This window comes from Nocardioides koreensis (assembly GCF_039531775.1).
GTDB classification, from domain to species: Bacteria; Actinomycetota; Actinomycetes; order Propionibacteriales; family Nocardioidaceae; genus Nocardioides; species Nocardioides koreensis.
On sequence record NZ_BAAAQR010000007.1, the window covers coordinates 99,760 to 120,324 of the forward strand.

Here is a 20,565-nt window from a genome sequence, read left to right on the forward strand (position 1 = left end):
ACCCACACGCACGAAGGAGCCGCCCGTGACCGGGTACAAGCGAGTCCTGCTCAAGCTGTCCGGTGAGGTGTTCGGTGGCGGCAAGGTCGGCGTCGACCCCGACGTCGTCCAGAAGATCGCCCGCGAGATCGCCGCGGTCTCCCGGGCCGGCGTCCAGATCGCCGTGGTCACCGGCGGCGGCAACTTCTTCCGCGGTGCCGAGCTCCAGCAGCGCGGCATGGACCGGGTGCGCGCCGACTACATGGGCATGCTCGGCATCGTCATGAACTGCCTGGCGCTGCAGGACTTCCTCGAGAAGCTGGGCGTCGAGACGCGGGTGCAGACCGCGATCACGATGGGCCAGGTCGCCGAGCCCTACGTCCCGCGCCGGGCGATCCGGCACATGGAGAAGGGCCGCGTCGTGATCTTCGGCGCAGGCATGGGAATGCCCTTCTTCTCCACCGACACCGTGGCGGTGCAGCGGGCGCTGGAGAGCAAGTGCGACGTGGTGCTGGTCGCCAAGAGCGGGGTGGACGGCGTCTACACCGCCGACCCCAAGATCGACCCAACCGCGACGAAGTTCGACGACCTGACGTACGACGAGGCGATGAGCCGTGGCCTGCGGATCATGGACCAGACCGCTTTCGCGCTGTGTGGGGAGAACAAGCTGCCCATGGTCGTCTTCGGCATGGAGCCCGAGGGCAACATCCTTCGCGTGGTGCAGGGTGAGAAGATCGGAACACTGGTCAGCGCCGGCTGAGTCTCGACAGGCTCGACCACCGGGCGTGGGCGAGACCACCAGGCGTGGGGAGGCTCGACCGGTGACACCATCGACGTACGTGACGAATCAGGAGCAGCCGTGATCAACGACATCCTCAACGAGGCCGACAGCAAGATGGACAAGTCGGTCGAGGCGACGCGCGAGGAGTTCGCGGCGATCCGGGCCGGCCGGGCGCACCCGAGCATGTTCAACAAGATCGTCGTCGACTACTACGGGTCGCCGACGCCCCTGCAGCAGCTGGCGTCGTTCACCGCCCCCGAGGCGCGCGTGATCCTGATCCAGCCCTACGACGCCGGCGCGATGAAGAACATCGAGAAGGCGATCCGCGACTCCGACCTCGGCGTCAACCCTGCCGACGACGGCAAGCTCATCCGGTGCGTGTTCCCCGAGCTGACCGAGGAGCGCCGCAAGGAGTACATCAAGGTCGCCAAGGCCAAGGCCGAGGACGGCCGCGTCGCCGTGCGCAACCTGCGTCGTACCGCCAAGCAGAACCTCGAGAAGCTCGAGAAGGACGGCGAGGTCGGCAAGGACGACGTCACCGGTGCCGAGAAGCGCCTGGACTCGATCACCAAGCAGCACACCGACGCCATCGACGAGATGCTCAAGCACAAGGAAGCAGAGCTGCTCGAGGTCTGAGGACCTCCGAGCTCGCAGCTTCATGACCGAGACCTCGCCCGGCCCTGCGCCGGTGCCGCAACCCAGCTACGGCCGCGCGGGCCGCGACCTCCGCAAGGCGGTCGCCTCGGCGGTCGTGCTGCTCGCCGCGATCGCGGCGTCGCTCGCCGTCTGGAAGACGGCGTTCATGTTCATCGTGGCCGCGGCCGTGGTGGTCGCGGTGTGGGAGCTGCACCAGGGGTTCCGGGCCAAGGACATCGACCTCCCCGAGCAGCCGCTGATGCTGGGCGGGGTCGTCATGGTGGTGGTCGCCTACGTGTGGGGCTCCGCCGCCCTGGTGACCGCGACCGCCGTCACCGCCCTGGTGATCATGCTGTGGCTCCTGCGTCGCGGCATCGAGGGCTACGTCATGAACTCGACGGCCTCGGTCTTCACGCTGGTCTACGTGCCGTTCCTGGGCTCGTTCGTGGCGCTGATGCTCGCGGAGGGCGGCATCACCGGCGGCGGCCTCGACGACGAGGGCGTCCAGGGCATCATCACGTTCGTCCTGGTCACGATCGCCTCCGACATCGGTGGGTACGTCGCGGGCGTCCTGTTCGGCAAGCACCCCATGGCGCCGGTGATCTCGCCGAAGAAGTCGTGGGAGGGCTTTGCCGGCTCGGTGGTCTTCTGCGTCGTGGTCGGCTGGGCGCTGGTCGTCCACCTGCTCGACGGCGACTGGTGGGTCGGCGTCCTGCTGGGCCTGATCGTGGTCGTGATGGCCACGCTCGGCGACCTGTGCGAGTCGGTGATCAAGCGCGACCTCGGGATCAAGGACATGAGCCAGGTGATCCCCGGTCACGGCGGCCTGATGGACCGGCTCGACTCGTTGCTCGCCACGATCGCACCGGTCTGGCTGCTGCTGCACTACCTCGTCTTCTGACGTGACCCTGTTCCTGGTCCGGCACGGACGCTCCGCGCCCCGCCCCGGCGTACCCGCGCACAAGTGGGAGCTCGACCCCGTCGGCTTCGACGAGGTCTGGGCGCTGCGCGAGTCCGGCCGGCTGCCGGACGCGGCGGTCTGGTTCTGCTCGCCGGAGTCCAAGGCGACCGCCACGGCCCAGCTGCTCACCGAGGCCGAGATCGGCGTCGTGGACGCGCTGCGCGAGCACGTCCGCGAGTCCGGCGACTGGATCGACGACTTCACCGGCACGGTCGCGCGGGCCTTCGCCGAGCCCGACTCCCCGGCGTACGACGGGTGGGAGCCGCTCGCGGCCTGCCGGGACCGGGTCGTCCGTGCCGTGCGCGGCATCCTCGACGTGCACCGGGGCGAGGACGTCGTGCTGGTCGGCCACGGCACCGCGTGGACCGTCCTCGTGGCCGAGCTGACCGGCCGCGAGCCCGACCTCGCCCGCTGGCGCAGCCTGGCGATGCCCGACCTCATCGTCGTCGAGGCCTGAGCAGGCCCCGTGGCCTCACAGCGGTGACGGCACGAAGGGCAGGAACGTGCGGACCCAGTCGAGCCGGTCGTCGAGCCAGCCGAGCAGGCTCAACGTGTTGCCGATGGACGCGGGGGGCCGGCTCATGAGGGTGTCGGCGCGCAGCAGCCGCTCGAAGTCCACGGTCACCGGCTCGGCGCGGGGCCGGCCGTCCCGGGTCTGGAAGGCGACGCCGGCCAGCTCCATCACCTTGATGACCTCCTGGGCGACGATGCCGTAGGCGACGGTGGTCGGGTGCACCCCGTCGAGGGAGAACAGGCCCCCGTCGGTGCGGCCCTCCGGCCCGGACCGGAAGAAGCGGGTGGACGGCACCGGGTCGAGGGCGGCGAGCGCCGGCGGCAGCTCGTACGGCGTCCACCAGGTCGGCCGGGCCCACGGACTCTCGACGTAGCGGCGGGTGGCCAGCCGGTCGAGGATCGAGCCCATGTCGAAGAGGTACCAGTCCAGGCCGTCGGAGCGGGCGGCGCCGACCGAGGCGATGATCGCCTCGTTGTACGCGTCGATGGCCGAGTCGATCGCGCGCGCCTCCTCGCCGGTGAGGTACGGGTCGTGCCTGGGGTCGAAGGCGTCGTCGGTGATCCACGGCCGGGTGTAGTAGGGGAAGTACCGCGAGTCGGGGCGGACCTTGCGGAACACGCCGCGGGTGATCGGCGCGATCGTGACAGCGGGGACCGTCGCGACGATCACGTGCTGCGCCCCCACGCCGCGCAGGCGCTCCACCAGCAGCTCCCAGTCGGCCGCGAAGGCGCTGGGCCGCCACACGTTGCAGCCGACTCGCGCCTCGAGCCGCTGCTCGGGCGACAGCGTGGCGTAGTCGGCCGGTGTCCACGCGGGGCTGAGACTGAGCACCGAGCCCAGCGCGTTGTTGGACCCGAGGACCACGACGAGCGTCTCCACCCCCTCGCCCACCCGGGCCAGGTCCGTCACCGCGTCGAGCACGGAGCGTCCGCGGTTGCCCTTGCGCGCCCGCTGGAGGACCGGCCAGGCCGCGCGGTCCTGGTGGTGCTCGACGAGCTGGGCCAGGAAGTCGTCGCTGGCCGGGCGCCGGAGCCGGGCGGCGACCGAGGCGGCGGTCTGCAGCTGCGGGTCCAGCAGGTCCCAGCCGTAGACCGCCATGTTGTGGAACGGCGCCCCGGCGGGCGGGACGACGGCGCCGGCGCCGCGTTCCCAGTAGTCCTCGACGTCGTCCATGTAGGAGCGCAGCCACGCCGCGGCACCGACGATCTCCCAGAAGTCGAGCCGGTCCCCGTAGCGCTCCTCGAAGGCCCGGGCGAGCCGCTCGAGGTCGAGGGGCAGCCCGCCCGGCCCGGTGGGCCACTCGTAGGTGGGGTAGGTGAACTGCTCCGCGGTCAGGCCGAGCTCGTAGGCGGTGATCGCCGGCCACGAGAGGTCGGTGCGATGGATGGCCGCGCTCATGAACCCGTGGGTGAGGGAGTCGCCCACGGTGACCAGGCGGTGCTTCGCCGGGGCGGCGCCCCCGCGGGCCACGTCGACGCCGAGGGTCGGGTCGGTGACCGGCTCCCTTGGCGTGTCGTGGATCTGCACCTCGTCGGGAACTGCCCGTGCGTCCGCCATCACTCACCGCCTGGAACGGGTCACCGGACGCGACGTGCGACGCCGGGACCTCAGAGAGCCGCGTTGTCCTCTCGCACGCTACGCCGGTCCGGGCTTCCTCACCACCAGCCCTGCCGACGGGCCCAGCGGAGCAGGGCGAGGCTGATCGCGGCCATGACGACCAGGACGAAGACGAGCTCGGTGTAGTGCGTGTGCTCGGACACGATGACGTTCATGCCGTAGACGGACGCGATCGCGGTGATCGGGAGGGTGACCGCGGCGATGACCGCCAGCCGCTCCATCGCCACCGTCATCTTCGTGTGCACCTTGGTCTGGTAGAGCTCGATCACGCCGAAGAGGAAGTGCGCCTCGCCGTCGGCCAGGGACCGGACCCGGTCGAACTGGTCGGCCAGATCGCGGGCCCGGGTCGCGTCCGGGTCGTCGGCCATCCGGTGGATGCCGGCCATGCGGACCCAGATGTCGTGGCACTGCGCGGCCATCGTGCGGGTGGTGATCAGCTCGTGCCGGATCAGGAACAGCTGCTCGAGAAGAGCCTCGGGATCGCGCAGCTGCGACGCCATCACCTGTCGCTCCAGGCCCGGGAGCCTCTGGGCGACCTCCCGGATGAGGCCGCTCTGGCGTCGGGCCACGGCCGAGGTGATCGCGTACGAGAGCTCCGCCGGGCTGCCCGGCCGGAACCTGCCCGCCTCGATCCGGGCCAGCACCCCGTCGGTCTCGACCTGCGCGACGGACTGGTGCAGCCCCGGGTTGATCGGTCCGTGCACGGTGACGAGGTAGTGGTGGGCGATGATCTGGTCGAGCTCGAGCAGGTGCACGTGCCCGGCGTCCCCGAGGTAGGGCGACTGGGTCGTGACGAACACGTGGTCGTCGTACCCGTGCACGGTCGGGACGTAGTTGCGCTGCCGGCACCCCTCCACGACCATCGAGTGGCAGCCCAGGCCCGTGAGCAGCGCCTCGCTCGCGTCGTCCCAGACCGGGACGTCGACCCAGAAGAAGCCCTGCTCGTGGCCGAACAGCTCGACGACGTCCTCGGGCTCGCGCGGATGGGCCCCCGACGCATCCACGAACCGGACCTCCATGAGGACAGCGTGGCCGGGTCGGCGAGGTGCCACAAGACACAGTCGGCGTACGGCGAGGACTGCTGACTCCGACGGCGTGTTCTGCAAGTATCGAGACGATGAGCACCGAGCAGACCCACGAGGACGCCGGTCCGGCACGCCAGCCGGACTGGTGGCACCGCGACCACCCGACGTTCACGGCGATCACCGGCTTCTTCACGGGGCTCGCCTACATCATCGTGGTGCCGGGCCTGTACTACGCGGTGCTCAGCTGGACGTTCGACGACCGGCAGGCCGAGGACCTCTTCCCGTTCGTCCTCGTGTCGCTCGCCGTGCCGCTCGGCCTCGTCGTCTCGCCGCGGACCCGCCGGTTCGGGCTGTACATGTCGCTCGGGGTGGTGGCCACCGCCCTGGTGGTCATCGGTGTCGCCCTGCTGGTGCTGTGGATCCTCGTCTACCGTGACGCGGATCTCTCCACCTCGCTTTAGAGGTCCTCACCGCCCGGATGCGATGATCGGGGTCTGATGTCTGACGACGCCACGCCCCAGACCGCCGCTCCCGAGCCGCCCGCCGCGGCCGAGGGCGCCACTACGCTCCCGCTCGTGTTCGACGAGCCGCGCGGACGCCGCAAGCCGCCGCGCCACCTCGCCGACCTCGCGGCCGACGAGCGCAAGGCGCTGCTCGAGGAACAGGGCCTTCCCGGTTTCCGGGCCAGGCAGCTCTCGACGCACTACTTCGCGCGGCTGGTCGACGACCCGGCGCAGATGACCGACCTCCCCGCCGGACAGCGTGACGAGCTCGTGGCGGCCCTGCTGCCGCCGCTGATGACACCGCTGCGCACGATGGAGGCCGACCGGGGCACCACCCGCAAGACCCTGTGGAAGCTGTTCGACGGGGCGCTCGTCGAGTCGGTGCTGATGCGCTACCCGGACCGCGCCACCATGTGCGTCTCGAGCCAGGCCGGCTGCGGCATGGCCTGCCCGTTCTGCGCCACCGGTCAGGGCGGCCTCCAGCGCAACATGTCGACCGCCGAGATCGTCGAGCAGGTCGTCGCCGGCGCCCGCGCGCTGGCCCGCGGCGAGGTGCCAGGGGGCCCAGGGCGCGTCTCCAACGTGGTGTTCATGGGCATGGGGGAGCCGCTGGCCAACTACAAGGCCGTCATCGGCGCCGTACGCCGCCTCACCGACCCCACGCCCAACGGCCTGGGCATGTCCGCGCGGGGGGTCACCGTCTCGACCGTCGGCCTGGTGCCGCGGATCAACCAGCTCGCCGGGGAGGGCATCCCGGTCACGCTGGCGCTGAGCCTGCACGCGCCGGACGACGAGCTGCGCAACGAGCTGGTGCCGATCAACACCCGCTTCTCCGTCGCCGAGACGGTCGAGGCCGCCTGGAACTACGCCCGGACGACCAAGCGTCGCGTCTCGATCGAGTACGCCATGATGCGCGGCATCAACGACCAGGCCTGGCGCGCGGACCTGCTGGCCGACGTGCTGAGGTCCTACGGTGACTGGGGCTGGGTGCACGTGAACCTGATCCCGCTCAACCCGACCCCTGGGTCGAAGTGGACGGCGTCGGACCCGGCCGACGAGCGCGAGTTCGTGCGCCGGCTCGAGGCCAAGGGCATCCCCACCACGGTCCGCGACACCCGGGGCCGGGAGATCGACGGGGCCTGCGGCCAGCTGGCCGCCACCGAGTCCTGACGCCCCGCGACGTCAGCGCAGGAACGCCGGCGCCGGCAGCAGCAGCTCCACGTTGCGGTCCTTGCGGGTGCCGCGCCGGTTCTCCGTGCGCTCCTGGGGGTCGTTGGCGGCGAGCAGCCGCCCCAGGGAGGCCAGCTTCATCGGTCCGTCGAGGTCGGGGCCCGGCTTGAGCGGTGAGGCGTGGTCGAGCATCGTCGTGAAGATCGACAGCGTCCCGTCCCGGTTGTCGACGATCTCGACCAGCCGGGACTGCTGCGGCCAGTCGATGTGCGAAGCCGTGTTGACCTCCCAGAATCCGCCACCCGCCGCACGGGCGTGCGCCCGCACCGAGTTGCTGTGCGTGTGGCCGTTGACCCAGGCGACGACGTTCTCGTGCGCGAGGAGCTCGGCCACCACCGCGTCGCCGAGCACCCGGGGACCGGTGGCTCCGGGCGTGGCGTTGTCCATCGTCCACGAGGTGTGGTGGCTGGCGAGCACGACCAGGCGGTCGGTCGCGGCCGCGAGCTGCTGCTGGAGCCAGGCGAACTGGGCCTGGTCCATCGACCCCTCGGCGCCGCCGTTCTCGTTGACGGTGTCCATCACGACGAAGCGGACCAGCCCGCGGTCGAAGGTGTAGTACGCCGTCCCGTCGGTGCGGTTCTGCTCGGTGAAGCCGTGCCCGACGGGAAGACCCGCGGTCGTGAAGTGCTCGGCGACGGTCTCGGCGCGGCCGAGGGGGCGGCGGTCCGGGTCGGGGGTGACGGTGCGGACGCCCATCGAGGTCGACTTCTTGTCGCCCGTCGCCTGGGCCGCCAACGCCTCGGTGCGGGGTGCGTTGCCCTGCATCAGCTGGTCGTGGTTGCCCAGCGCCGCGAACCACTCGACGTCCAGGCCGTGCGCCTTGAACGGGCGGCGGCAGTCGTCGAGCAGGCCGGGGACGCGGGGGAAGCCGTACTGGGCGCGGTACTTGTCCGGCTGCTTGCCCGCAGGCGTGCCGTGCGGGTGCCAGAAGCTGGTGTCGTAGAAGTCCGGGTCGCCGTCCATGACCCCCTCGTACCGCGTCAGGTCGCCGGAGTCCTGGCGGATCCGCCCGCCGTCGAGGAGGTCGATGTTCCAGCGGATCTCGTTGTACTGCGAGTTGTCGGAGTTGTCGCCGGTCTGGATCGCGAAGGCCAGGCCCTTGCCCGTCACGGGGCCGCGGCCCACCCGGTTGATCTCCCGCACCATCGCCTCCGCGACGTGGGCGGTGAGGACCTCCTGGGGGCGGTACGCGGCCGAGACCACGACGTCCCCGCCCTCGAGCCGGGCGGGGGACTGCGCGTCGACGACGTGCACGTCGGAGAGCTGGGCGAAGGCCAGCAGCGCCCGGCGGCGGTCCTTGCGTCCGGCCTTGGCGGTGGCGCCGAGGCCGGTGCGCACGACGTGCCCCTCGCCCTGGGCGTGCGCGAGCGGAACCCAGCCGCCGCGTCCGGCCGGCCCCTTGACGATGACCTTGTCGATGCTGCCACGGTGACGCGCGGTGCCGGCGACGGCGGCGTCGGCCAGCCCGCCGAGACCGGCGAGGGCAGCGGCGGCGCCCACGGCGCCAGCGGAACGGAAGAGGTCACGACGGCTCAGGGTCACGAGCCGAAACCCTAGTTTTCGCGAGCCTCCCGCGTGGTGTTTTCGATGAGGTCGGCGGCTTCCTCGACCGTGTCGACGAGGTGCACGTGGGGCTCCATGACGCGACCGCGCGACAGCGACGCGAGCAGCGGCCACGCGGGCACGGTCTCGGTCCAGTACCTGCGGCCGATCAGCACCATCGGCGCGACCGAGGACTCGTCGGCGTAGAAGTTCTCGCAGCCGTCCTGGAAGACCTCCTGGACGGTGCCGCCGGCGCCGGGCAGGAACACGATGCCGGCGTCGCAGACCTCGACCAGGATCGCCTCGCGCGTGGCGTTGCGGAAGTACTTCGCGATTGCGGTGCCGAACACGTTCGGCGGCTCGTGACCGTAGTGCCAGGTCGGGATGCCCAGCGACTCGGTGGCGCCCGGCCAGCGGTCCAGGACGTCGAGCGCGGCGTCGGCCCAGGCTCCGACGGAGGGTCGGTAACCGGGCACCGCGGCCAGCTGGGCCAGCGCCTTCTCGTGGTCCTCGACGGGACGGTCGGCCAGGCGGGCGCCGAAGTTGGCCGCCTCCATGGCGCCCGGGCCGCCACCGGTGGTGACCACGTGGCGCCGCCCCAGGAGCCGACCCAGCCGGGCCGCGTCGGCGTACGCCGGCTCGTCGCGTCGCAGGGCGTGCCCGCCCATGACCCCGACCAGGTGGCGCGGTCGGACCCAGTCGACCAGCGCCTGGTCGATGGCGTGGTCGTGCAGGGCCCGGGCGAGCAGGGCGTCCTGGTCGCCCGGGCCCTTCGACCAGGCGTACGCGCGGGCGTCGAGGCTGGCGGGGTAGGACGTCGCGTCGTACAGCTCGCGAGCGGTGTAGAGCGAGGAGCGGTAGGGGTCGACCGGCACCTCCGGGATCGCTGGGAAGACCATCCCGCCGCGTGACTCGATCCGCCCGGCGTCCCCGTCGGCGAACGTGCAGCCGAGGAAGGACGCGCCGGCGACCTCGCACCGTGCCAGGTCCGCCCCTCGTGCCGAGAGGTCGACCGCCCGGACCCACCATCCCGACAGGTTGGTGGTGCCCCGGGCCATCCGGCGGTCGAACTCCTCCAGCGTCTCGATCTCGACGACGCGGCCCCGGGTGTGTCTCACACCGGAAACCTACGCCGTCGCGACCTCAGAACGCGTGTGCCACCAGCTCCCCGAACAGCTCGTGCTCGTCGACCTCGAGCCCCTTGCCGCGGAACCACCCACAGACGTTGGCGCAGTCCCGCATCAGGAAGTCCATCCCCGCCGTGTTGCCGGCCAGGTCGACGATCTGCGGCAGGTCGATGATCACGAGCCGCTCGCCCGCGGCGAGCATGTTGTACGCCGAGAGGTCGCCGTGGACGACGCCGTGCTGCACCATCGTGGCCATCGCCTCACGCAGCTGCTCGAAGTACGACGCCAGCAGGCCGGGCTCGGGGCGGGTCTGGGCCAGCCGCGGCGCGGTGTCACCGTCGGTGGTGATCCACTCCATCAGGATCTCGGTCCCGTCGATCTGCACCGGGTAGGGGACCGGCAGGCCGATCTCCCAGAAGCGCTTGAGGGCGTCCCACTCCGAGACCGCCCACTCGCCCGCCGCGACGACCTTGCCCCAGGTGCTCTTGCGCTTCAGGGCGCGCTCGTCGCGGGAACGCTTGGTGCTGCGGCCCTCGGTGTACGCCGCGGCGCGGTGGAAGCTGCGGTGCTCGTTGCTGCGGTACCGCTTGGCGGCCATCACGACGGCGCCGCCGGGGTCGGCCGGGTCGGCCCGCTCGACCAGGAAGACGTCGGCCTCCTTGCCGGTCTTGAGGATCCCGAGCTCGGTGTCGATGGCGCCCTGGGACGTCACCACCCAGTCGGGGCGGGGCTCCGGGCCGCGCGAGAGCGGCTCGACGCTGAGCCACGTGGACCAGCGCTGGGAGGAGTCGTCGATCTCGTCGTACGCGGCGAAGTCGAAGACGAACGACGGGTCGATCCCGTCGAGCGTGTCGTCGGCCGCGTCGTTGCCCGGCAGCCGGACGAGGTTGTCAGAGGTGTACTGCTCGTGGTGCGTGAAGTCCTGGGACATCGGTGTGGGTGCTCCATGAGATGAGAGAGGGACGGTCTGCGGACAGGCCGAGGACAGTGGCTGACATGTCACGGCTCCTCTCGGTCATGGGCACGGCTGCGGGATGGCGCAAGCGCCCGGGTCCCACCATGGTGCTGGCCGGCGTCCGAGCGGCACAACTGATTTACGCCGGGAGTCGGCTAGGTTCACGCCGTGCAGCGACGACACCCGGGCGGACGTCCCGCCCGGCCCGGCACCCGGCTGCGCCGAACCGTCGCGCTGGCGGCCGCGGGGATGGTGCTGGGCCTCCTCCCGGGACAGTCGGTGGCGGGGACCTCCGCGCCGTACGGCAGCGACGGGATCGGCGACCCCTACTTCCCGCTCGACGGCAACGGCGGCATCGACGTCCGGCGCTACGAGATCCACGACGCCTACGACTTCGAGGACCGCCGCATCTCGGGCTGGACCCGCCTCACCCTCCGCGCCACGGAGACCCTCGGTGGCTTCCAGCTCGACTTCCTGCTGCCGGTGCGCGACGTCCGGGTCGACGGTCGGCGGGCCGAGTGGTCCCGGCCGAACCCGCACGAGGTCACGGTGGCGGCCCCGATCCGGAGCGGCTCGACGTACGACGTCGTGGTGCGGTACTCCGGCCGCCCCGCCGCTAGGGGCTGGGACGGGGAGCGCAACTGGCTCGCCGACGACACCGAGGTCGTCGCCATGAACGAGCCGCACATCGCGGCCTGGTGGTTCCCGGCCAACGACCACCCCCGGGACAAGGCGCGCATGGACATCCACGTCACCGTGCCCCGGGACATGGACGTGATCGCCAACGGGGAGCGGGTCTCCCGCACCGTGCACGGCGACCGCGCGACGACGCACTGGCGGGCGGCCGAGCCGATGGCTCCCTACCTGGCGTTCTTCGCGGCCGGCCACTTCGCGGTGCGGCAGGGCCGCGACCACGGCGTGCCGTGGCTGGTCGCGGTGTCCCGAGAGATCGCGCGCCCGGACCGTGCGCGCCTGCTGCGGCTGATGGAGCGCACGCCGGCGATCGTGCACTGGTTGCAGGGACAGCTGGGGCGCTACCCGTTCTCGACCACGGGGGGCCTGACCACGCGCCTGAGCTCGGGCTTCGCGCTCGAGAACCAGACCCGGCCGACCTACGACATGCACCTCAGCTCCCCGAGCACCGTGGTGCACGAGCTCGCGCACCAGTGGTTCGGTGACTCGGTGGCCGTGGAGAGCTGGCGCGACATCTGGCTCAACGAGGGGGCGGCGACCTTCATGGAGGCCCGGTACGCCGAGGCGCACGGCGGTCTGCCCGCGCAGAGCTGGCTGCTGGACACCTACAAGGACCACGCCGACGACTCGTGGTTCTGGGGCCTGGACATCGCCGACCCGGGACCGGACCGGCTCTTCGAGTGGCCGGTTTACGAGCGTGGCGGCATGACGCTGCAGGCGCTGCGGCACCGGATCGGGAGCGACGCGTTCTGGCGGCTCCTGCACCAGTGGCTGCGGGACAACCGTGGCGGAAATGGCTCGACCGAGGCCTTCGTCGCGCTGGCCGAGCAGGTCAGTGGCCAGGACCTCGACGGGTTCTTCCAGGCCTGGTTGCGCGACGGCGCGCGTCCGGCCCGGACCGCCGCGAACGGCCTGGCCTGAGAGCGCTCAGCCGCGCAGCCGCACGGACAGGCAGGTGACGCAGCCCTCGAGCTTCTCGAACTCGCCGATGTCCACCGCGACGACGCGCAGCCCGCGATCCTCGAACAGGGCGCGGGTGCGAGGAGCGCTGGTCGACATCAGGACCGTCTCGTGGTCGAGCAGCACCACGTGGGCGCCCGGCTCCTCCGGCACCGGCAGGAAGTCGTCCCACACCGCGGGGTCGTCGACGAGCGGCTGGTAGCCCACCACGGTGCCGCCCGGCAGCGCGGTCACCGCGGACTTCAGGTGCAGCACCCGGCTCACCGGCACGCCCACGACGGTGGCACCCTCCGGACCGAGCAGGGCGGCGAGCTGCTCGACGCCGGAGGCGTTGGTGCGGCCGCCGAGGCCGACCCAGACGGTGTGGTCGTGCTTGAGGACGTCGCCCCCGTCGAGGGTGCCGGGCGCCTCGATCCGCGCGATCCGGTAGCCCAGCCCGGCCAGGGTCTCCTCGGTGCCGGCGGTCTCCGGCTTCCGCTCGTCCGCACCGGGCCGGCTGATGACCGCGAGGTCGCCGAGGACGACCACGGTGTCCTCGACGAACGCGGCGTCGGGGCAGTCGTCGGCCGGCGGCACCTCCACCGTCTCCCAGCCCTCGGCCCGCAACGCCGCGACGTACCCCTCCCACTGGGTGCGGGCGAGGTCCGCGTCGACCGGGGTACGGGCGATGTGGGTGAGCAGCCCCTCGGCGAGGCGGGGGCTCGGGCGACGGACCAGCGCGCGGTTCATCGGGTCAGTGTCCCAGCAGGGGCGCGACGGCCCGGGCGACCAGGCTCTGCTGCCGGGTCAGCCGCTCCTCGCCGTCGGCCAGCGTCATCGCGCGCAGCCCGGTGTTGATGCCGAGCCAGCGCAGCGGCTCGGGTTCCCAGGGCCGTGACCGGTGCCCGACCCACGGCAGCGCGGTGAGGTCGGTGTCGCGGCCCAGCACGAGGTCGCGCAGGGTCCGCCCGGCGAGGTTGGTGGTGCTGACCCCGTCGCCGACGTAGCCGCCGGCCCAGCCCAGGCCGGTGCCGCGGTCCAGCCCGACCGAGGCGCACCAGTCCCGGGGGATCCCGAGCGCGCCGCCCCAGGCGTGCGTCACGCGGGTGCCCGCGAGCACGGGGAGCAGGTCGAGGAGGGCGGCGTACAGCTTCATGAAGACCCGCTCGTCGCGGTCGAACTCGGGCCGGACGCGGGACCCGAGGTGGTACGGCGCGCCGCGGCCGCCGAAGACGATCCGGTCGTCGGCGGTGCGCTGGCCGTAGACGATCAGGTGCCGGTGGTCGGTGAACGTCTCGCGCCGGGCCAGCCCGATCTGCTGCCAGGTCTCGGCCGGCAGTGGCTCGGTCGCGATGACGAGGGAGTAGACGGGCACCACGGTGCGGGCGTGGCCCGGCAGCATCGGGGTGTAGCCCTCGGTGGCGCGGACCACCGTGCCGGCCCGGACGGTGCCGTGCTCGGTGCGGACCCGGCCGGCGTCGATGTCGGTGACGCGGGTCTGCTCGAAGATCCGCACGCCGCGCCGCTCGACGGCCTCGGCGAGCCCGCGGACGAGACGGCCCGGGTGGATGGCCGCACAGTCCGGTGTGTACGTCGCGCCCCGGGTGCCGGCACCCGCGAGGACCGAGGTCGCCTCACGGACGTCCAGCAGCCGCAGGTCGTCCTCGCCCCGGCCCCACGCCCGGGCGTCGCGGACCTCCTGCCGGGCGCGCTGCCACTGGGCCCGGTTGCGGGCCAGGGTGATCGTGCCGCCCTTGGCGAGGTGGGCGTCGATGCCCTCGGCGGCGGCGACCCGCGCGACCTCGTCGACGGTCTCGCGCATCGCCCGGTGCTGGGCCAGCGCCGCCGGCCGGTCGGACATCGCGGCCAGGGAGGGGAGCGAGGCGGGGAACAGGGCGGAGCACCAGCCCCCGTTGCGGCCCGACGCGCCGTACCCCGCGACCTCGGCCTCCAGCACCGCGATCCGCAGCGACGGGTCGGCCTCGGCGAGGTAGTAGGCGGTCCACAGCCCGGTGAAGCCGGCGCCCACGACGGCCACGTCGACGTCGAGGTCGCCCGGCAGCGACGCACGCGGCGTCGGGTCGTTCCCGGCCGTCTCGTGCCAGAACGAGAGCCGGTCGTACGCCGGGCGCTGGTTCAGCGGACGCCCCACGAGTAGGTCTGCTTGCGCAGCCGCAGGTACATGAACGTCTCGGTCGCGGCCACGCCCTCGATGGTGCGGATCCGGCAGGAGAGCAGCTCGAGGAGGTGCTCGTCGCTCTCGCAGACCACCTCGACCAGCAGGTCGTAGGCGCCGGCGGTGACCACGACGTAGTCGACCTCGGCGAGCTCGGCGACCTTGTCGGCGACCGGCTCGAGCGGGCCGGTGACCTTGACCCCGACCATCGCCTGGCGCGCGAACCCGAGCTCGAGCGGGTCGGTGACGGCCACGATCTGCATGACCCCGCTGTCGATGAGCCGCTGGACACGCTGGCGGACCGCCGCCTCGGAGAGGCCCACCACCTTGCCGATCGCGGCGTACGACCGGCGACCGTCCTGCTGGAGCTGTTCGATGATCGCCTTGGAGACCTCGTCGAGCTGGATGACGGGGTGGTCGTTCTTGCGGTTCATGCGACGCATGCTCGCAGGGTGCAGGACTGCCGGTCAAAGATTTCCGGTGGGTCGCGGACGAGGGATTTCGTTGCGTAGAGGTTTCGAACCGACGGGATCGCTTGTCGAGGGGCGCGGGACATGGCACGATCCGAGCATCGAGGGGGAGACACTCGAAGGGAGTTCGATGACGCCGGACATGCCGAACACTCGGGGGCTCACCAGACGCGGGTTGCTCCAGGGCGCCGGCGGTGTCGCGTTCGTCGGCGCGAGCCTGGCCGCCCTGAAGCTCCCGTTCTTCGCCACCGACGGAGCGCAGCAGAAGCCGGCGGAGTGCCGGTCGACCGACGCGTCCGCGAGCGACAAGCAGCTCGTGATCTCGAACTGGCCGGGCTACATCGATCCGAAGAAGAAGTCGGACTCCACCTTCCAGGTCTTCGAGGACCGCACGGGCATCACGGTGGACTACACCGACGACGTCAACGACAACGCCGAGTTCTACGCCAAGGTGAAGAACCAGCTCGGCGCGTGCGAGACCATCGGGCGGGACATGATCATCCTGACCGACTGGATGGCCGCGCGGATGATCGGTCTGGGCTGGATCCAGCCGCTGGACAAGGCGAAGGTCCCGAACCTCCACGACAACCTGATCGAACCGCTGCGCAACCGGCAGTGGGACCCCGACCTCACCTACCACGCACCGTGGCAGAGTGGCCTGACCGGCATCGCCTACAACGCGGCCAAGACCGGGGAGGTCAAGAGCTTCGACGAGCTCATCAGCCGCTCCGACCTCAAGGGCCGGATCACGCTGCTCTCCGAGATGCGCGACACGATGGGGTTCATGCTCAAGGTCGTCGGCGCCGACCCGACCAAGTTCACCTCGGCACAGTGGGGGAACGCGATCGACCGGCTGCAGGAGGTCGTGTCGGCCGGGCAGGTCCGGGCCTTCACCGGCAACGAGTACATCCAGGACCTCGCGGCCGGGAACATCGTGGCCTGCGAGGCGTGGTCCGGCGACGTGATCCAGCTCCAGTTCGACAACCCGGACATCAAGTTCGTCACGCCCGAGGAGGGGCTGTCGCTCTGGAGCGACAACATGATGGTCCCCAACCACGCGACCCACCAGGCGAACGCCGAGGAGTGGATCAACTACTACTACGAGCCCGAGGTCGCCGCGAAGCTGGCGGCGTGGGTCAACTACATCTGTCCGGTCGAGGGCGCCCGCCAGGAGATGGAGAAGATCGATCCGTCCCTGGTCGACAACCAGCTGATCTTCCCCGACGAGAAGACGCTGTCCGTGGCCTTCGACTTCATGCCGCTCGACGACCGCCAGACGGTCGAGTACGAAAGGGATTTCTCCGATGTCACAGGTGGCTGAGCAGGACGCGACATCCGTCCCCGGGGACGACAGCTTCGACGGGCTCCGGCTCAGGGAGGTGACCAAGTCCTTCGGCGCGTTCACGGCGGTGGACATGCTGGACCTCGACATCCCGAGCGGGTCGTTCTTCGCGCTCCTCGGGCCCTCGGGCTGCGGGAAGACCACGACCCTGCGGATGGTGGCGGGGCTGGAGACACCCACGTCGGGGTCCATCACCCTGGGCGGTGAGGACATCACGTCCGCGAAGCCCTACCGGCGGCCCGTGAACACGGTCTTCCAGAGCTACGCCCTGTTTCCGCACCTCGACATCTTCGAGAACGTCGCGTTCGGGCTGCGCCGGCGCAAGAAGTCGGACGTGGACGCGCAGGTCAACCAGATGCTCGAGCTGGTCGAGCTGACCAGCCAGGCGCGCAAGAAGCCCGCCCAGCTCTCGGGCGGCCAGCAGCAGCGCGTCGCCCTGGCCCGCGCGCTGATCAACGAGCCGCAGGTGCTGCTGCTCGACGAGCCCCTCGGGGCCCTGGACCTCAAGCTGCGCCGCTCGATGCAGATCGAGATCAAACGGATCCAGAACGAGGTCGGCCAGACCTTCGTGCACGTCACCCACGACCAGGAGGAGGCCATGACGATGGCCGACACGGTCGCGGTGATGAACGCGGGCATCATCGAGCAGATGGGCTCGCCGACCGACCTCTACGAGAACCCGCGGTCGACGTTCGTGGCCAACTTCCTCGGCCAGTCCAACCTGATCGAGAGCACGGTGAAGGACCGCTCGGCCGACGTCGTGACCGTGGACATGCACGGCATCGGGGTCTCGATCCCGCTGACGCGAGCACACGCTGACGGCAACAAGGGCTGGGTGGGGATCCGGCCCGAGAAGGTGCTCATCGGTGAGGAGGGCGAGGAGCTCGACGCGCCCGGCAACAGCGTCCCCGGCGGGGTGGTGAGCGACGTCAGCTTCGTCGGGGTCAGCACCCAGTACCTCGTCCGGATGCCGTGGGGGCAGGAGCTCCAAGTCTTCCAGCAGAACACCGGCCACCGCAGGCTGTTCCGGCAGGGTGAACGGGTCGAGCTCTCGTGGCGACCGGACTACGCGTTCCTGCTCGACTACAGCCAGGACGCTGCGGCCGGTGCGCAACGCGGCAGCGAGGACTGACCTGCCATGAGCGACTTCACGCGCCGCCGCGGCGCGATCGGCTACCTGCTGCTGATCCCGGCCGCGTTGTGGCTGGTGCTGTTCTTCGTCATCCCCTTCTACTCGTTGCTCGCGACCAGCCTCTACGACCCGGCCGGCTCGGACTTCCGCGGGTACGAGATGACCTACCAGTGGAGCAATTACCAGCACGCGCTGCAGGACTACTGGCGGCCACTGGTCCGGTCGCTCGTGTACGGCGGCGTCGCGACGCTGCTGTGCCTGGTCCTCGGCTACGTGCTCGCCTACGCGATCGCGTTCAAGGCGGGGCGGTGGAAGAACCTGATGCTCGTGCTGGTGATCGCGCCGTTCTTCACCAGCTTCCTGGTGCGGACCCTGTCCTGGAAGCTGATCCTGGCCGACGACGGGCTCGTGGTGAACACGTTGCAGGCCGTGCACCTGCTCGGGCCGGACGGACGGCTGCTGGCCACCCCGGTGGCGGTGGTCGCTGGTCTGACCTACAACTTCCTGCCGTTCATGGTGCTGCCGCTGTTCGCCAGCATCGACAAGATCGACCACCGGTTGATCGAGGCCTCGAGCGACCTCTACGCCAACCCGGTGGTGGGCTTCTTCAAGGTCACCTGGCCGCTCTCGCTCCCCGGGGTGGTGTCCGGGACGCTGCTGACGTTCATCCCGGCCGCGGGTGACTTCATCAACGCCCAGCTGCTCGGCAGCCCCAACCAGCGGATGGTCGGCAGCGTGATCCAGAGCCTCTTCACCGATGCCAACGACTATCCGGCCGCGGCCGCCCTCTCGATGATCCTGATGGTGATCATCGTCGGGATGGTCTTCGCCTACATCCGCCGCGCCGGGACGGAGGAGCTGCTGTGAGCATCCGCTGGCTCCGCGACCACCTCGTCCTGCTGCTGGGCCTGGTGGTCCTCGCCTACACCTTCATCCCGATCGCGGTCGTGGTCCTGATGAGCTTCAACGACCCGCAGAGCCGGCTGGTCTACCAGTTCGACGCGTTCACCCTGCACAACTGGCTCAATCCCTGCGAGGACCCGAGCATGTGCGAGGCGCTCGGCCGCAGCGTCGAGATCGGGCTGGCCGCGACCCTGGTGGCGACGATCCTCGGCACCCTGGCCGCCTTCGCGCTCGTCCGCTACGACTTCGCCGGGCGGTCCTCCTCCAACCTGCTGATCTTCCTGCCGATGGCCTCACCCGAGATCGTGATGGGGTCCTCGCTGCTGGCGCTCTTCGTCGCCTCCGGCTTCGCGGGTCAGCTCGGGTTCTGGACGATCCTCATCGCCCACATCATGTTCTGCCTGTCGTTCGTGGTCGTGACCGTCAGGGCCCGGCTCGCCGGGCTCGACGACAACCTCGAACAGGCGGCCATGGACCTCTACGCCACGCCGTCGCAGACCTTCTGGCGGGTGACCTTCCCGTTGGTCTTCCCCGGAATCCTCGGCGCGGCGCTGCTCAGCTTCTCGCTGTCCTTCGACGACTTCATCATCACCAACCTCAACGCCGGCAACACGACCACCTTCCCGATGTACGTCTGGGGCGTCGCCCAGCGCGGCGTACCCATGCAGGTCAACGTCGTCGGCACCGTCATGTTCGTGATCTCGATCGCGATCGTCCTGGGCGGCGAGGCCCGGAACCGGCAACGGCGACGCAGCCTGACCGAGGGCCCCGTCGGCGCGGAGCTCGCAAGCGCCAGACGACCCTCGTAAGGCCGAGTCGGCGCAGTTTCACCCGGACGGGAGCCCGAGTCGGCGCAGTTTCACCCGCGCAGGAGGCCCAGTCGGCGCAGTTGTACGCACAAGGCGGTAGAGCTCAGATGATGAAGGTGCGTGTGCCGTAGGTGGCCTTCGCCTGCTGGAACGCCGCGGCGAGGCGCCGGTCCGCGTCCTGGTGGAAACCGTGGACGTTGGCCTTCCCGAACACCTCGATGAGCCAACGACGCTGCTCGGCCAGCCACCCGCGGCGCGAGTCGTCTGCCTCGACCTGGTCGTCCGAGGAGTGCCACTCCACGCCGTCGTACTCGGCGGCGAACAGCAGCTCCTCGAGCCCGAGGTCCAGCCGGAACACCACCTTGCCGTCCACGACGATCTCGATCTGCAGCTGGGGCCGCGGCAGCCCGGCGTCGTACCAGCGCAGGCGGAGCGCGGACTCGCCCGCAGACTCGGCACGTCCGTCGGCGAGCGGGACCAGCCAGCGCAGCTGTACGACGCCGCGCTGGCGAGCGAAGCGCTCGATCGACGCCAGCAGCTCCTCGTGCGTGAAGACACCCAGCCGCAGCAGGGCGTCCAGCGCGGCCAGCGCCTGGTCCCGTCGACGCAGTCGGCCCAGGTCGAGGGCCGTCCGCAAGGGCGTCGTGGTGAGGATCCCCCTGACCTCCATGAGGTCGTCCTCGGTGAGGGTGCGCTCGCCGCTGGTGACCAGCTTGTTGCGGAGCCGGCCCGCGTCGGCGGGCCGGAAGTACGACACCTTCGGCACCTCGAGGTGTGAGTTCGGGGCCATGGCCATGGGCGCCCCGTGCAACCAGGCCGCGGTCTCGTCGCAGACGAAGCAGCCGTCCGGCACGACGAGGAGCAGGGTCTCCGCCCGCAGGTCGAGGCCGTCGGGCACCTGTGTGGGCACGTAGACGCTCTCGATCGACCGTCTGAGGCAGCCATCCCTCACGAGGGCCCCCAGCCGCCGGTCCGTGAGGCCGGCGCCGAGGGCCATGCTGCGAGTGAAGGGTCGGTCGACCGGCAGCGGGAAGCTGTCATCCAGGAACAGTGCGTTGTCTCGAGTCATGCCGAGACTTGTTCCCGACGACGCCGGGGCCGCCACTGGCTTTTTCGAGTCTGTGGAGAACCAGGGCCAGCCACGACGACTGCGCCGGCTCGGCTGGGTCAGACTGCGCCGACTCGGCGGGCGCGTCGTACGACCGGGCCGGCCCGGCCGGTCAAGCTGCGC

At 70.8% G+C, this 20,565-nt stretch carries 20 protein-coding genes; 11 read left to right on the forward strand and 9 right to left on the reverse strand.

Features of this window, described 5'->3' with window-relative positions; genetic code table 11:
- Nucleotides 1-25 precede the first annotated feature (25 nt).
- From pyrH to ABD268_RS12720, 4 genes are all read left to right on the forward strand, one after another.
- Complete coding sequence (gene pyrH / locus ABD268_RS12705) at nt 26-739, forward strand: UMP kinase (protein WP_344152432.1); 714 nt, start codon at nt 26-28, stop codon at nt 737-739.
- 102 nt (nt 740-841) lie between these two features.
- Nucleotides 842-1,396 (forward strand): ribosome recycling factor, encoded by a 555-nt coding sequence (frr, locus tag ABD268_RS12710; RefSeq protein ID WP_344152864.1) that lies wholly within the window; start codon nt 842-844, stop codon nt 1,394-1,396.
- A 22-nt stretch (nt 1,397-1,418) separates the two neighbouring features.
- On the forward strand, nt 1,419-2,297 hold the full coding sequence (locus ABD268_RS12715) for a phosphatidate cytidylyltransferase (RefSeq protein ID WP_344152435.1): 879 nt from the start codon (nt 1,419-1,421) through the stop codon (nt 2,295-2,297).
- A gap of 1 nt (nt 2,298) precedes the next feature.
- Nucleotides 2,299-2,814 (forward strand): histidine phosphatase family protein, encoded by a 516-nt coding sequence (locus ABD268_RS12720; protein ID WP_344152438.1) that lies wholly within the window; start codon nt 2,299-2,301, stop codon nt 2,812-2,814.
- Nucleotides 2,815-2,829: 15 nt separating this feature from the next.
- On the opposite strand, the gene ABD268_RS12725 is transcribed toward ABD268_RS12720, so the two are convergent.
- Both ABD268_RS12725 and ABD268_RS12730 read right to left on the reverse strand, forming a co-directional pair.
- Entirely contained in the window at nt 2,830-4,428 is a 1,599-nt protein-coding gene (locus ABD268_RS12725; RefSeq protein WP_344152441.1) for a hypothetical protein, read from the reverse strand.
- A gap of 98 nt (nt 4,429-4,526) precedes the next feature.
- The gene (locus ABD268_RS12730; protein ID WP_344152444.1) at nt 4,527-5,507 is read right to left on the reverse strand and encodes a CorA family divalent cation transporter; all 981 of its coding nucleotides are present in this window, start codon (nt 5,505-5,507) and stop codon (nt 4,527-4,529) included.
- Between the two features lie 98 nt (nt 5,508-5,605).
- Here ABD268_RS12730 and ABD268_RS12735 point away from each other — a divergent pair, with 98 nt between their 5' ends.
- Nucleotides 5,606-5,974, forward strand: a complete 369-nt coding sequence (locus ABD268_RS12735) for a hypothetical protein (RefSeq protein WP_344152447.1) — start codon at nt 5,606-5,608, stop codon at nt 5,972-5,974.
- Nucleotides 5,975-6,010: 36 nt separating this feature from the next.
- The gene (gene rlmN, locus ABD268_RS12740; RefSeq protein WP_344152450.1) at nt 6,011-7,186 is read left to right on the forward strand and encodes a dual-specificity RNA methyltransferase RlmN; all 1,176 of its coding nucleotides are present in this window, start codon (nt 6,011-6,013) and stop codon (nt 7,184-7,186) included.
- A 12-nt stretch (nt 7,187-7,198) separates the two neighbouring features.
- Here the strand turns inward: rlmN and ABD268_RS12745 are convergent, their stop codons facing one another.
- From ABD268_RS12745 to ABD268_RS12755, 3 genes are read right to left on the reverse strand one after another with little or no spacing between them, the layout of a single operon-like run.
- A complete protein-coding gene (locus tag ABD268_RS12745) occupies nt 7,199-8,788 on the reverse strand; it encodes a TIGR03767 family metallophosphoesterase (RefSeq protein WP_344152453.1) in 1,590 nt (529 codons plus the stop codon).
- Nucleotides 8,789-8,799: 11 nt separating this feature from the next.
- Nucleotides 8,800-9,906: an LOG family protein gene (locus ABD268_RS12750; protein ID WP_344152456.1), complete on the reverse strand. Its 1,107-nt coding sequence runs from the start codon at nt 9,904-9,906 to the stop codon at nt 8,800-8,802.
- 25 nt (nt 9,907-9,931) lie between these two features.
- Nucleotides 9,932-10,846 carry a serine protein kinase RIO gene (locus ABD268_RS12755; protein ID WP_344152459.1) on the reverse strand — a complete coding sequence of 305 codons (915 nt, stop codon included), beginning with the start codon at nt 10,844-10,846 and terminating at the stop codon, nt 9,932-9,934.
- Between the two features lie 192 nt (nt 10,847-11,038).
- Between ABD268_RS12755 and ABD268_RS12760 the strand changes: the two genes are divergently transcribed.
- Complete coding sequence (locus ABD268_RS12760) at nt 11,039-12,484, forward strand: M1 family metallopeptidase (protein ID WP_344152462.1); 1,446 nt, start codon at nt 11,039-11,041, stop codon at nt 12,482-12,484.
- A gap of 6 nt (nt 12,485-12,490) precedes the next feature.
- Here the strand turns inward: ABD268_RS12760 and ddaH are convergent, their stop codons facing one another.
- The 3 genes from ddaH to ABD268_RS12775 are packed head-to-tail and all read right to left on the reverse strand — an operon-like array spanning nt 12,491 to nt 15,121.
- A complete protein-coding gene (ddaH, locus tag ABD268_RS12765; RefSeq protein ID WP_344152465.1) occupies nt 12,491-13,252 on the reverse strand; it encodes a dimethylargininase in 762 nt (253 codons plus the stop codon).
- 4 nt (nt 13,253-13,256) lie between these two features.
- On the reverse strand, nt 13,257-14,654 hold the full coding sequence (locus ABD268_RS12770; protein WP_344152468.1) for an NAD(P)/FAD-dependent oxidoreductase: 1,398 nt from the start codon (nt 14,652-14,654) through the stop codon (nt 13,257-13,259).
- Nucleotides 14,639-15,121: an Lrp/AsnC family transcriptional regulator gene (locus ABD268_RS12775; protein WP_344152471.1), complete on the reverse strand. Its 483-nt coding sequence runs from the start codon at nt 15,119-15,121 to the stop codon at nt 14,639-14,641. The genes ABD268_RS12770 and ABD268_RS12775 overlap by 16 nt, the downstream gene beginning before the upstream one ends.
- Before the next feature lie 169 nt (nt 15,122-15,290).
- Between ABD268_RS12775 and ABD268_RS12780 the strand changes: the two genes are divergently transcribed.
- Genes ABD268_RS12780 through ABD268_RS12795 form a run of 4 tightly spaced genes read left to right on the forward strand, consistent with a single transcriptional unit; the run spans nt 15,291 to nt 19,334 of the window.
- Nucleotides 15,291-16,469: a polyamine ABC transporter substrate-binding protein gene (locus ABD268_RS12780; RefSeq protein ID WP_344152474.1), complete on the forward strand. Its 1,179-nt coding sequence runs from the start codon at nt 15,291-15,293 to the stop codon at nt 16,467-16,469.
- Nucleotides 16,462-17,622 (forward strand): ABC transporter ATP-binding protein, encoded by a 1,161-nt coding sequence (locus ABD268_RS12785; RefSeq protein WP_344152477.1) that lies wholly within the window; start codon nt 16,462-16,464, stop codon nt 17,620-17,622. Before ABD268_RS12780 ends, ABD268_RS12785 begins: the two co-directional genes overlap by 8 nt.
- Before the next feature lie 6 nt (nt 17,623-17,628).
- A complete protein-coding gene (locus ABD268_RS12790) occupies nt 17,629-18,489 on the forward strand; it encodes an ABC transporter permease (protein WP_344152480.1) in 861 nt (286 codons plus the stop codon).
- Nucleotides 18,486-19,334, forward strand: a complete 849-nt coding sequence (locus tag ABD268_RS12795; protein WP_344152483.1) for an ABC transporter permease — start codon at nt 18,486-18,488, stop codon at nt 19,332-19,334. The genes ABD268_RS12790 and ABD268_RS12795 overlap by 4 nt, the downstream gene beginning before the upstream one ends.
- Nucleotides 19,335-19,437: 103 nt before the next feature.
- Here the strand turns inward: ABD268_RS12795 and ABD268_RS12800 are convergent, their stop codons facing one another.
- Entirely contained in the window at nt 19,438-20,403 is a 966-nt protein-coding gene (locus ABD268_RS12800; protein ID WP_344152486.1) for a hypothetical protein, read from the reverse strand.
- Between the last annotated feature and the right edge of the window lie 162 nt (nt 20,404-20,565).

What these genes read in the sequence shown, in the direction of transcription:
- ABD268_RS12800 (WP_344152486.1), bottom strand. Translation starts at nt 20,403, where the DNA reads ATGACTCGAGACAACGCACTGTTCCTGGATGACAGCTTCCCGCTGCCG.
- ABD268_RS12735 (WP_344152447.1), top strand. Translation starts at nt 5,606, where the DNA reads ATGAGCACCGAGCAGACCCACGAGGACGCCGGTCCGGCACGCCAGCCG.
- ABD268_RS12730 (WP_344152444.1), bottom strand. Translation starts at nt 5,507, where the DNA reads ATGGAGGTCCGGTTCGTGGATGCGTCGGGGGCCCATCCGCGCGAGCCC.
- rlmN (WP_344152450.1), top strand. Translation starts at nt 6,011, where the DNA reads ATGTCTGACGACGCCACGCCCCAGACCGCCGCTCCCGAGCCGCCCGCC.
- ABD268_RS12790 (WP_344152480.1), top strand. Translation starts at nt 17,629, where the DNA reads ATGAGCGACTTCACGCGCCGCCGCGGCGCGATCGGCTACCTGCTGCTG.
- ABD268_RS12715 (WP_344152435.1), top strand. Translation starts at nt 1,419, where the DNA reads ATGACCGAGACCTCGCCCGGCCCTGCGCCGGTGCCGCAACCCAGCTAC.
- ABD268_RS12780 (WP_344152474.1), top strand. Translation starts at nt 15,291, where the DNA reads ATGCCGAACACTCGGGGGCTCACCAGACGCGGGTTGCTCCAGGGCGCC.
- ddaH (WP_344152465.1), bottom strand. Translation starts at nt 13,252, where the DNA reads ATGAACCGCGCGCTGGTCCGTCGCCCGAGCCCCCGCCTCGCCGAGGGG.
- ABD268_RS12725 (WP_344152441.1), bottom strand. Translation starts at nt 4,428, where the DNA reads ATGGCGGACGCACGGGCAGTTCCCGACGAGGTGCAGATCCACGACACG.
- ABD268_RS12775 (WP_344152471.1), bottom strand. Translation starts at nt 15,121, where the DNA reads ATGCGTCGCATGAACCGCAAGAACGACCACCCCGTCATCCAGCTCGAC.
- ABD268_RS12755 (WP_344152459.1), bottom strand. Translation starts at nt 10,846, where the DNA reads ATGTCCCAGGACTTCACGCACCACGAGCAGTACACCTCTGACAACCTC.